Raw genomic sequence first — 12,033 nt, 5'->3', positions numbered from 1 at the left:
ATGCCGCCGCCAGAGTGTCTAAAAAAAGCCACCAAACAATCACTTCGCAATCACTTTTTAATGACTTAAATCAAAAGAAACAAAACAAACAAAGTAACTAGTGAATCACTGCGTATTGACTTAACGAATACTCTGGAGCATATTTCATAGCACGAATTAACAAGACAGTTTTTGGAGGACGTTTTCTATGCCATCCCGTGATTATCCTGACAAACGCACTGCTCGCGGTTTAGCAAAGGATGCTGATCTGAAGATGTTAAGTGCCAGAGTAGAAACAGACTTAATGGAGTATGTCAGGATTACTGCATATGAAACTCGCAAGAGCAAGCAGGAGATTGTGGCAGAAGCGTTAGCACTTCACCGAAAAAATCGCCGGGCAGAAGCCTCCGCCGAACAGACGCAATAGTGTAAGGTATGACGGAATGAAAAAAGCCCGAAAGTTGCTTCGGGCTTTTTCGCGCTTACGCCACCAGCGCATTCAGCGTGTCGAGTGCCTCGGCCGGCAACACCAGATCCGCCGCCGCCAGGTTTTGCTGCAAATGCGCCACGGAAGAGGTCCCCGGAATCAGCAGAATATTCGGTGAACGTTGCAGCAACCAGGCCAGCGCTACCTGCATCGCCGTTGCCCCCAACGAATCCGCAACCGCCTGAAGACCGGAAGATTGCAGTGGCGTAAAACCGCCCAGCGGGAAGAACGGCACCCAGGCGATCCCCTGACGGGCAAGCGCATCCACCAGGGCATCGTCACCGCGATTCACAATGTTGTACATGTTCTGCACACAGACCACCGACACCATTTTCTGCGCTTCGGCAACCTGGGCTGCGGTTACATTGCTCAACCCGATATGGCGAATCAGCCCCTGCTGTTGCAATTCTGCAAGCGTGGTCAGCGGTTCAGTAATCGATCCTTCCGCCGGGCCGTGAGTGCTGAACATGATCCGCAGATTCACCACGTCCAGCACATCCAGTTTGAGGTTACGCAGGTTATCATGCACCGCCTGCGTCAGCTCCTGAGCCGAAAACGCAGGGAGCCAGGAGGCGTCATCGCCCCGCCGCGCCCCAACTTTGGTCACAATCGTAAGATTGTCCCGGTACGGATGAAGCGCCTCACGGATAAGCTGGTTAGTGATATGCGGGCCGTAAAAATCACTGGTATCAATATGATCCACACCCGATGCCACGGCTTCGCGTAGCACCGCCAGCGCGGCGTTTTTGTCCTTCGGCGGGCCAAATACGCCAGGCCCGGCAAGCTGCATCGCGCCATAGCCAAGCCGTTTAACCGTACGCGTCCCGAGCGTGTACGTCCCGCTTTTCTCAATACTGCTCATGTCTACCTTCCTCATAAAAATGATCCGGATTTACAACAGGTTCCCGAACGGAACAATTAGTTAAGCAATAGTTAAATTAAAGTTTAGTTTCATTGCGTCGATAGTATTTGGGCAACCCCTGCACCCACAACGGACGACCGCTATGCTGAAAAATCTGCACGTGATTACCGGTATTCTCTTTGCCCTCACCATATTCTGTCTGCTACAAGTTGTCACGGGCGGCTTGTTCTATTCTGCCGTCAGCAACGATCGCCATAACTTCCAGAACTCGGGGATGCTCAATGCCCAGCAGGAAAGCCTGAGCGACAGCGTTAATACGCTGGTGAAAACACGCGTAACCGTCACCCGTGTGGCGATCCGCTACCTGAAAAACCAGCGCGATCCCGCGTCTCTCGCCGCCATTAACAAACTTCTGGGCACGGCCAGCACGTCGTTAGGCAACGCCGAAACCTACTACAGCGCCTGGCAGAAAATGCCGCAGGTTAACGGGCAAAACGCCGCGTTAACCGAAGAGATGCAGAAAGCCTGGAGTCAGATGCATGAAGTGATGCGCCTGTCGATTGAGTATCTGCGTGCAGATAACTATCAGGCTTATGGCGACCTGGATGCCCAGCAGGCACAGGACAATATGGAAGCGGTCTATAACCGCTGGCGCGCCGAAAACAATACCTTGCTCAAGGCCGCCACTGAAGAGAACCAGAACAGCTTTACCCATATGCAGTGGACACTGGCGGCTATTTTCCTCGCCGTGGTTGCCGTGCTGGTGGTTATCTGGCAGGGCCTGCAACACCTGCTGTTAAAGCCGCTGAAGATCATTATGAACCATATTCGCACCATCGCAGGTGGCGATCTGACGCATAACATCAACCTGGGTAGTCGTAACGAAATGGGCCAGCTGGCGGTGGGTCTGCACGAAATGCAGCAGTCACTGGTAAGCACGGTCAGTGCCGTGCGCGGCAGTACCGACTCGATTTACACCGGCGCAGGTGAAATTGCCGCCGGGAGCAATGACCTGTCCGCCCGCACCGAGCAGCAGGCAGCTTCGCTGGAAGAAACCGCCGCCAGCATGGAAGAGTTAACTGCAACGGTGAAACAGAACTCCGATAACGCGCGTCAGGCCACATTGCTGGCGAAAAACGCCTCCGAAACCGCCGCACGCGGTGGTCATGTGGTGGACAACGTGGTGCGCACCATGACCGAAATCTCTGACAGTTCGCAGCAAATTGCCCACATTACCGGCGTGATTGACAGCATTGCCTTCCAGACCAATATTCTGGCGCTTAACGCGGCGGTTGAAGCGGCACGTGCTGGCGAACAAGGACGTGGTTTTGCCGTGGTGGCAGGTGAAGTTCGCACCCTGGCCAGCCGCAGTGCGCAGGCAGCAAAAGAGATTAAAGGGCTTATCGAAAACTCCGTCAGCAGAGTTAATACCGGCTCTGAGCAGGTCAGTGAAGCAGGCGAAACCATGCGAGAGCTCGTCGCCGCCGTCACCCGTGTAACCGACATTATGGGCGAAATTTCATCGGCCTCTGATGAACAAAGCCGGGGTATTGAGCAGGTCAGCCTTGCGGTTTCACAGATGGACAGCGTGACGCAGCAAAACGCCGCCCTGGTACAGGAATCCGCAACCGCAGCCGCAGCGCTGGAAGATCAGGCCGAGCAGTTGCGCCAGGCCGTTGCCGCATTCCGTCTGAATGCCAAAGACCAGGCTGCGGCACCACGCCCGACCAATGTGAAAACGCCACAGCTGTTACGCCCGGCAACCGCCACGGCAAGCGTGGCAGACGGTAACTGGGAAACCTTTTAAGGGATACGCGGGCTAGCGGCTGCGTTTGGCGTGTCGCTCCCGGTTTTCCAGTCTGGCTTCATCTGATTTACGCAGCGCCACATAACAGGCGCCACTGCCGCCGTGGTGCGGCAGTGCAACGCAGAATGCCTGCACGGAATCGAACTCAGTGAGCCAGCGCGCCAGATAACTGCGCACCACATTCGGGTGCGACTGCTCTTCACGCCCTTTACCGTGGACAATCACCAGGTTGCGCAGCCCGTCACGTTCGGCCTGACGGATAAACGAAAACAGCATCTGACGGCACTGTTCAACAGGCTGGCGTATAAAATTGATGCTGGCCTGGCGGGAATATTTACCGGAACGGAGCTTATCAATAACCCCCTGCTGTACTCCTTCCCGCTGAAACGCCAGAGGTTCAGCAAGCGGGAGCAGTTCCAGAAAACCCAGCGTTAAGAAGTTATCGAGCTGCTCAGTATTCAGCGCCTGCCGGGTGCGGGTATTACGGCTCGGCTGCCAGTGAATATCAGCACAACGCTTGAGTGACTGGACATCCTCCATGGCGTCAAGAAAGAGTGATTTGTCGTCAGGGTTCATAGAAATCCTCCGGCTACATCTGAACCTGTACTATACCCGCGCCAGACTAGCGTCTCAACGTCCCCCAGGCCTGGCAGACTGTGCTGTGGGAGCGATAAATATTTACCCGATGAATGAAATAATGCGGAAGCTAAAAAGTTAAATTTAACTTAACTAAAATTTCAGCCACAATTAAATAACTGTATTTAAGTTAAATTTTTGTGAACTTGAACGGTCTGAACACTGTCATTTTGGGAAAAGTCTGTTATAACTTAATAAACCTGCCCCACGGATATAATATGCGGGACTTGCGGAAGGATACACTGCTGTGTGTACTATAGGGCCTGCTGATGTCGGCAGTCCCTGTTTTTTTATTTTCTTTATTCTGAAATTAATGCCCGGGCTTCTCGCCTGAATTGCGTAATTAACGATTCAGTCAATGGCGTCTGTCGGGAATCACGGCGCTGAATTAAATAATAAGCCGCCTTAGGCAACGATTCGACTACCGGTAACATCACCAGACGGTGTGCCAGCAGTGGGTCGCAGCCAAGCTCCTGTGGCAAAATGCTGATAAAATCGCTCTGTGCGACCAGGCTTATACAGGACGAAAACGTTTCGCAGACAATACCAATGTGCGGTATTTGTGAGCGATGATGAAACACATCTTCCAGTTGCTTATAATAACTTCCCCGCGGCGTTGGCATCGTCCAGTTATAATGCAGAAGTTCGTTAATCGATTTTACACCTATCGCCGGATGTCCCTCCCGGCAAAATATCGCAAATGGTTTTTCAAATAATTTTTCAAACGTAAACTCATGGTCATACGGCCCCTGACAATAGGTATTAATGGTGAAGTCCAGTTCCCCCTGGCGTAATTCATTAATCATCGACACCAGCTGCCCTTCCATAATGCGGACTTTCACCAGCGGGTGCTGAGCGTGAAAACGGGTAATCACCGCGGGCATCAGAGTGCGTGAAATACTGGCACCCATACCGATATTGATCTGCCCCGCCAGCTGCCCCTGTCGCTGGCGTATATCGTCCTGCGCCGCGCGCAGCTCTTCCAGGATCAGATTGGCATGTTGATAGAAGCTCTCCCCGCATTCGGTCAGCGCCACACCTTTGCTACGCCGGACAAAAAGTTGTGCGGCAATGCCCTCTTCCAGCTCCTTGATCGATTTGGTCAATGCCGGTTGCGAGAGGTTAAGCGCCCTGCTGGCCCCACGAATGCTGCCCTGACGCGCCACTTCCACAAACGCCCGAATCTGATGAAATTTAACCTGAAATGACATAGCCCGACCGATAACCGTTGTTTATCAGAGTAAAGAAATTGTCATCTACTTTAATGGAAATGGATGTGCGAGGGTAATTCCTGAACGGTTAAAACTGTGAAAAAACGGTTAGTGATAAGTAAAAACTATCACAGCGTGAAGCAGTTCACATATTTTAATGATGACAGGAAGAGATATGGACTCACTGGCGCACTACATTCAGACGTTAACCCCGCAACTGACCGCATGGCGTCGCGATTTTCATCACTATGCTGAATCTGGCTGGGTGGAGTTTCGAACCGCAGCCAAAGTGGCGGAAATCTTAGACCATCTGGGTTATGAACTGGCGATGGGGCGTGATGTTGTTGACGCCGACAGCCGCATGGGCCTGCCGGACGCACAGACGCTTGCAAAAGAGTTTGCCCGAGCCCGCGAGCAAGGCGCGCCAGAGAAATGGCTCGCCGCGTTCGAAGGTGGATTCACCGGCATTGTCGCCACGCTGCGTACAGGGCGTCCGGGGCCGACACTCGCCTTTCGCGTGGATATGGATGCGCTGGATCTCAGCGAAGCACTCGATGAAAGCCATCGCCCGTTCCACGACGGGTTTGCCTCCTGCAATCCGGGGATGATGCACGCCTGCGGCCATGACGGGCATACCACCATTGGCCTGGGTCTGGCTCAGGTGCTGAAACAAAACGAAGCCCAGCTCAACGGCACTATCAGGATTATCTTCCAGCCTGCGGAAGAAGGAACGCGCGGCGCTCGTGCAATGGTTACAGCAGGCGCACTGGACGGCGTGGATTACTTTACTGCTGTCCATATTGGCACCGGTGTTCCTGCCGGGACGGTTATCTGCGGTAGCGATAACTTTATGGCAACCACCAAGTTTGACGTGCGCTTTACCGGCGTAGCAGCCCATGCGGGCGGCAAACCGGAAGAAGGCCGTAACGCACTGCTCGCCGCCGCGCAGGCCGCCATTGCCCTGCACAGCATCGCTCCTCACAGCGAAGGTGCCTCACGCGTCAACGTGGGCGTTATGCAGGCCGGTAGCGGGCGCAACGTCGTACCGGCCAGTGCCCTGCTGAAGGTGGAAACCCGTGGCGAAAGCGAGGCTATCAACCAGTACGTGTTCGACCGCGCACAATCCGTGATCGCAGGGGCGGCGGCACTGTATGGCGTAAGCGCAGAAACACACCTGATGGGAGCAGCAACGTCCAGCACGCCATCTCCTGCGTGGGTGAATTACCTGCGCGAACAGGCAGGCCAGGTCACCGGCGTCCTCCATGCCATTGATAAGGTCAAAGCCCCGGCAGGATCTGAAGATGCCACCCTGATGATGGCACGCGTGCAGCAGAATGGCGGCCTGGCCTCCTACATGGTGTTTGGCACCGATTTGAGCGCCGGGCATCACAACGAAAAATTCGACTTCGACGAGCAGATAATGAGTGTGGCCGTCGAAACCCTGGCGCGAACGGCGCTTAACTTCCCGTGGGCGCGAGGTGTGTGATGCAGGAAAACTACGCTTTTATCGCGGATGCCATCGACACACGATGTCAGACCTTTAGCGCTATTGCCGACGAGATCTGGGATCATCCCGAAACACGTTTTGAAGAGTTCTGGTCAGCCGAACGGCTGGCCTGTGCGCTGGAAGCCGAAGGTTTTAACCTGACGCGTGAAGCCGGTGGTATTCCAAACGCATTTATCGCCAGCTTCGGCAGCGGCAAACCGGTTATTGCACTGCTGGGCGAATACGATGCTCTGGCGGGGCTAAGCCAGCAGGCGCACTGCGCCACCGCGCAGTCGGCGACGCCGGGCGAAAATGGCCACGGTTGCGGCCATAACCTGCTGGGTACGGCCGCAGTCGCAGGAGCCGTCGCGGTGAAAAGCTGGCTGGAGCAGCACGGTGGCAGCGGGACGGTGCGCTTTTATGGCTGCCCGGGAGAGGAAGGCGGCTCAGGCAAAACCTTTATGGTCCGCGAAGGATTGTTCGATGACGTCGATGCGGCTGTCACCTGGCACCCGGAAGCCTTTGCCGGGATGTTTAACGTCAGCACGCTCGCCAACATTCAGGCCGCATGGCGTTTTCACGGCGTGGCGGCTCATGCCGCGAACTCCCCGCATCTGGGGCGTAGCGCGCTCGATGCCGTGACGCTCATGACCACCGGTACCAATTTCCTTAATGAACACATCATCGAGAAAGCGCGCGTACATTACGCCATCACCGATACCGGCGGCATTTCGCCAAACGTGGTGCAGGCGCAGGCCGAAGTGTTGTACCTGATCCGCGCCCCGGAAATGGCCGACGCGCAACAGATCTACGAACGCATCGAAAAAATCGCCCAGGGTGCGGCAATGATGACCGAAACTACCGTCGAATGCCGTTTCGATAAAGCCTGTTCCAGCTATCTGCCAAACCGCACGCTCGAAGCGGCGATGTATCAGGCGTTGCAACATTACGGCACGCCAGCCTGGACGGAAAAAGAGCGCCAGTTCGCCGGTGAAATCCGCGCCACGCTGACCTCAAACGACCTACAAAATAGCCTGAAAAATATCGCCGCGACCGGTGGTGAAGCGGGTAAAGCCTTTGCCCGCCGTCATCAGGAAACACTGCTGGTCGATGAAGTCGCGCCTTATGCCATCACCGATAACGTGCTGGCAGGCTCGACTGACGTGGGCGATGTCAGCTGGAAAATGCCGGTCGCTCAGTGCTTTAGCCCCTGCTTTACCGTCGGTACGCCGCTGCACACCTGGCAACTGGTGACGCAGGGGCGCACCTCTATTGCCCATAAAGGGATGTTGCTGGCCGGAAAGGTCATGGGTGCTACCGCCCTGAATCTGCTTCTGGATGCAGCGCTGCTCCAAAAATGCCGTGACGAGTTTGAACAACAAATAACAGAAAGACCGTACGTGTGTCCGATTCCTTCGGGCGTGACACCGTCACCTTTAAAATAAAAAAACACATAACACAACAACACAACAGTCCAGAGGAACGCCCATGAGTATGTCATCCATACCTTCGCATTCCCCAACCGGTAAGCTCTATGGCTGGGTTGAAAGGGTTGGCAATAAAGTGCCGCATCCTTTCCTGCTTTTTATCTATTTGATTGTGATTTTGATGGTGGCAACCGCTGCGTTGTCTGCCTTTGATGTGAGTGTGCGTAGCCCTGCTGATGGCAGCATGGTGGCGGTAAAAAACCTGCTGAGCGTCGAGGGGTTGCACTGGTTTTTACCCAATGTGATTAAGAACTTTAGCGGTTTTGCACCGCTGGGGGCGATCCTGGCGCTGGTGTTAGGCGCAGGCCTTGCCGAGCGCGTGGGGCTGCTGCCTGCGCTGATGGTGAAAATGGCCTCCAACGTTAGCGCGCGTTACGCCAGTTATATGGTGCTGTTTATCGCCTTTTTCAGCCATATCTCGTCTGACGCCGCGCTGGTGATCATGCCGCCGATGGGGGCGCTGATCTTCCTGGCCGTAGGTCGTCATCCGGTGGCCGGGTTGCTGGCGGCAATTGCCGGGGTGGGCTGCGGGTTTACCGCTAATTTGCTGATTGTGACCACCGACGTGCTGCTTTCGGGTATCAGTACCGAAGCGGCGAAAACCATTGATACCGCGATGCACGTCAGCGTGATCGACAACTGGTACTTTATGGCAAGCTCGGTGATTGTGCTGACGATTGTCGGCGGGCTTATCACCGATAAGCTTATCGAGCCGCGTTTAGGGAAATGGGAAGGCCGCAGCGACGAAAAGCTGGAGACACTCAGCAAAGAGCAGCAGTTCGGCCTGCGGGTGGCCGGGGTTGCCTCGCTGGCGTTTATCGCGCTTGTAGCGCTGATGGTTATCCCGGAGAACGGCGTGCTGCGCGATCCGGTCAAACACACCGTCCTGCCCTCGCCGTTTATTCAGGGCATTGTGCCGCTGATTATTCTGTTCTTTTTTGTGGTGTCTATCGCCTATGGCATCGCCACCCGCAAAATCCGCAATCAGGCTGACCTGCCGCAGTTGATGATCGAGCCGATGAAAGAGATGGCGGGCTTTATCGTGATGGTGTTCCCGCTGGCGCAGTTCGTGGCCATGTTCAACTGGAGCAACATGGGCAAATTTATGGCCGTGGGGCTGACGGATGCCCTGGAAGCGGCGGGATTAAGCGGTATCCCGGCGTTCGTCGGCCTGGCTATTCTGTCGTCGCTGCTGTGCATGTTTATCGCCAGCGGCTCGGCAATCTGGTCGATTCTGGCGCCCATCTTTGTGCCGATGTTTATGATGCTTGGGTTCCATCCGGCGTTTGCACAAATTCTGTTTCGCGTCGCCGACTCCTCCGTCATCCCGCTGGCCCCGGTTTCACCGTTCGTCCCGCTGTTTTTAGGTTTCCTGCAACGCTATAAACCGGAAGCAAAACTGGGTACCTACTATTCGCTGGTCTTACCCTATCCGCTTATCTTTTTAGGGGTATGGTTGGTAATGCTGGTGGCGTGGTATCTTGTCGGCCTGCCGATTGGACCGGGAATTTACCCAAGGCTGCACTAAAGGAAAGAGGATGCTGAGGTTACTCGAAGATAAAATTGCGACCCCGCTTGGGCCGCTGTGGATCATTACCGACGAGGCGTTCAATCTGCGCGCCGTAGAATGGGAAGAGCACAGCGACCGGATGGTGGAATTGTTCGACATTCATTACCGTTCACAGGGTTATGAGCGCATCGGCGCCACCAATCCAGGCGGGTTGAGCGACAAACTTGCAGCGTATTTCGAGGGCGATCTCAGCATTATCGACACCCTGCCTACCGCGACGGCGGGAACACCTTTTCAGCGTGAAGTCTGGCAGGCGCTGCGCCAGATCCCATGCGGGCACGTGATGCATTATGGTCAGCTCGCAGAGCAGTTAGGTCGTGCGGGTGCGGCGCGTGCGGTTGGGGCGGCTAATGGCTCTAACCCCGTCAGTATTGTCGTGCCCTGCCACCGCGTTATTGGACGCAACGGCACCATGACGGGCTATGCCGGAGGCGTGCAGCGCAAGGAGTGGTTGCTGCGCCATGAAGGCTATCTTTTGCTGTAGTTTCCAGGCTTTTAGTGCTTAATTTTCTTTCGGTTAGGTTAAAAATCCATAGTCAAGCTGTGGAATTTCAAGAAGATGCCAGCACAATGTCGACTCTTGTCTTTATTGATGGTTTGCCAGGCTTACGTAGTCTCCAAAAAGATGTTAAAATTGACCAATATCAATTAAGGCTTGAGCAAACCTATGATCCCGGAAAAGCGAATTATACGACGCATTCAGTCTGGCGGTTGTGCTATCCATTGCCAGGATTGCAGCATCAGCCAGCTCTGTATCCCGTTTACCCTGAATGAGCATGAACTCGATCAGCTTGATAATATCATCGAGCGCAAAAAGCCTATTCAGAAAGGGCAGACGCTGTTTAAAGCGGGAGACGAACTGAAATCGCTCTATGCTATCCGTTCTGGCACCATCAAGAGCTACACCATCACCGAACAAGGCGATGAGCAGATCACCGGCTTCCATCTGGCAGGCGACCTGGTCGGCTTTGACGCTATCGGTACCGGACATCACCCGAGCTTTGCTCAGGCGCTTGAAACCTCAATGGTTTGCGAAATCCCGTTTGAAACGCTGGACGATCTGTCCGGTAAAATGCCTAACCTGCGTCAGCAGATGATGCGTCTGATGAGCGGCGAAATTAAAGGCGATCAGGACATGATCCTGCTGCTTTCCAAAAAGAATGCAGAAGAGCGCCTGGCGGCATTTATCTATAACCTCTCCCGCCGTTTCGCAGAGCGCGGTTTCTCTCCACGCGAATTCCGTCTGACCATGACCCGTGGCGACATCGGTAACTACCTGGGCCTGACCGTTGAAACCATCAGCCGTCTGCTGGGTCGTTTCCAGAAAAGCGGGATGCTGGCGGTTAAAGGCAAGTATATCACCATCGAAAACGGTGAAGCGCTGGCGGTACTCGCCGGGCATTCCCGCAACGTAGCATAAAACCCACGAATGACTCTGCCAGGTCGATAAATTTTCATGATTTATTGATCTGGCAAAACTTCCCCCCTGTTTCATTCAAGATATATAGGTTACTCTTTTACTTACAGACTGTGGTGACAGTAGTAAGGAGACCTGTATGGCAAAGTATCAAAACATGCTGGTGGCCATCGATCCTAATCAGGACGATCAACCGGCGTTACGACGTGCTGTGTATCTACATCAACGGATTGGTGGCAAAATCAAAGCGTTTTTGCCGATCTATGACTTCTCATATGAGATGACCACCCTTCTGTCGCCTGACGAGCGTACCGCTATGCGTCAGGGAGTGATCAGCCAACGAACCGCGTGGATCCGCGAACAGGCAAAATATTACCTGGACGCAGGCGTTCCTATCGATATCAAAGTGGTCTGGCATAACCGACCTTTCGAAGCCATCATCCAGGAGATTGTGAGCGGTGATCACGATCTGCTGCTGAAAATGGCGCACCAGCACGACAAACTGGAATCGGTGATCTTCACCCCAACCGACTGGCACTTACTGCGTAAATGCCCATGCCCGGTGTGGATGGTGAAAGACCAGCCCTGGCCAGAAGGCGGTAAAGCCGTTGTCGCGGTGAACCTTGCCAGCGAAGAGGACTACCATAATTCGCTCAATGAAAAACTGGTAAAAGAGACCCTTGAGCTTGCCGACCAGGTTAACCATACCGAAGTTCATCTGGTGGGGGCTTATCCGGTCACGCCAATCAACATCGCCATCGAATTACCTGAATTTGACCCAAGCGTGTACAACGATGCCATTCGTGGACAGCACCTGCTGGCGATGAAAGCGCTGCGTCAGAAATTCGGCATCGATGAGAAAATGACTCACGTTGAAAAAGGCTTGCCGGAAGAGGTCATTCCTGACCTGTCCGAACACCTCCAGGCCGGGATTGTGGTTCTGGGCACAATTGGCCGTACAGGTATTTCCGCCGCCTTCCTGGGTAACACCGCCGAACAGGTGATCGACCACCTGCGCTGCGACCTGCTGGTGATTAAACCGGATCAATATCAGACGCCGGTCGAGCTGGACGACCCTGAGGACGATTAAG

General features: G+C 54.4%; 11 protein-coding genes. 8 read left to right on the top strand and 3 right to left on the bottom strand.

Annotated elements, in window-relative coordinates; translation table 11 throughout:
• Positions 1-187 precede the first annotated feature (187 nt).
• On the top strand, positions 188-406 hold the full coding sequence (locus ACS603_RS03830; protein ID WP_182060819.1) for a hypothetical protein: 219 nt from the start codon (positions 188-190) through the stop codon (positions 404-406).
• A 55-nt stretch (positions 407-461) separates the two neighbouring features.
• On the opposite strand, the gene ACS603_RS03825 is transcribed toward ACS603_RS03830, so the two are convergent.
• A complete protein-coding gene (locus tag ACS603_RS03825; protein ID WP_315688442.1) occupies positions 462-1,328 on the bottom strand; it encodes an aldo/keto reductase family oxidoreductase in 867 nt (288 codons plus the stop codon).
• Positions 1,329-1,470: 142 nt separating this feature from the next.
• Here ACS603_RS03825 and tcp point away from each other — a divergent pair, with 142 nt between their 5' ends.
• The gene (gene tcp / locus ACS603_RS03820; protein ID WP_474943787.1) at positions 1,471-3,135 is read left to right on the top strand and encodes a methyl-accepting chemotaxis citrate transducer; all 1,665 of its coding nucleotides are present in this window, start codon (positions 1,471-1,473) and stop codon (positions 3,133-3,135) included.
• A 12-nt stretch (positions 3,136-3,147) separates the two neighbouring features.
• Here tcp and smrA read toward each other — a convergent pair whose 3' ends face one another.
• Entirely contained in the window at positions 3,148-3,711 is a 564-nt protein-coding gene (smrA, locus tag ACS603_RS03815) for a DNA endonuclease SmrA (protein WP_182060816.1), read from the bottom strand.
• Between the two features lie 359 nt (positions 3,712-4,070).
• A complete protein-coding gene (locus ACS603_RS03810; RefSeq protein ID WP_182060815.1) occupies positions 4,071-4,982 on the bottom strand; it encodes a LysR family transcriptional regulator in 912 nt (303 codons plus the stop codon).
• Positions 4,983-5,157: 175 nt separating this feature from the next.
• Here ACS603_RS03810 and ACS603_RS03805 point away from each other — a divergent pair, with 175 nt between their 5' ends.
• The 6 genes from ACS603_RS03805 (at position 5,158) to uspE (ending at position 12,032) form a co-directional block, all read left to right on the top strand.
• Positions 5,158-6,468: a M20 family metallo-hydrolase gene (locus ACS603_RS03805; RefSeq protein WP_474943786.1), complete on the top strand. Its 1,311-nt coding sequence runs from the start codon at positions 5,158-5,160 to the stop codon at positions 6,466-6,468.
• Complete coding sequence (locus tag ACS603_RS03800; protein ID WP_182060813.1) at positions 6,468-7,913, top strand: M20 family metallopeptidase; 1,446 nt, start codon at positions 6,468-6,470, stop codon at positions 7,911-7,913. Before ACS603_RS03805 ends, ACS603_RS03800 begins: the two co-directional genes overlap by 1 nt.
• 43 nt (positions 7,914-7,956) lie before the next feature.
• Complete coding sequence (gene abgT / locus ACS603_RS03795; RefSeq protein WP_182060812.1) at positions 7,957-9,483, top strand: p-aminobenzoyl-glutamate transporter; 1,527 nt, start codon at positions 7,957-7,959, stop codon at positions 9,481-9,483.
• A gap of 10 nt (positions 9,484-9,493) precedes the next feature.
• Positions 9,494-10,009 carry a methylated-DNA--[protein]-cysteine S-methyltransferase gene (gene ogt, locus ACS603_RS03790; RefSeq protein WP_182060811.1) on the top strand — a complete coding sequence of 172 codons (516 nt, stop codon included), beginning with the start codon at positions 9,494-9,496 and terminating at the stop codon, positions 10,007-10,009.
• A 183-nt stretch (positions 10,010-10,192) separates the two neighbouring features.
• The gene (gene fnr / locus ACS603_RS03785; protein WP_014070017.1) at positions 10,193-10,945 is read left to right on the top strand and encodes a fumarate/nitrate reduction transcriptional regulator Fnr; all 753 of its coding nucleotides are present in this window, start codon (positions 10,193-10,195) and stop codon (positions 10,943-10,945) included.
• A gap of 136 nt (positions 10,946-11,081) precedes the next feature.
• A complete protein-coding gene (gene uspE / locus ACS603_RS03780) occupies positions 11,082-12,032 on the top strand; it encodes a universal stress protein UspE (protein WP_182060810.1) in 951 nt (316 codons plus the stop codon).
• Position 12,033: the final 1 nt, after the last annotated feature.

It is taken from the genome of Enterobacter sp. Li2LvB3 (assembly GCF_056156645.1).
The sequence above is the reverse complement of the archived record's forward strand: the minus strand, read 5'-3'. Positions and strand labels throughout refer to the sequence as shown.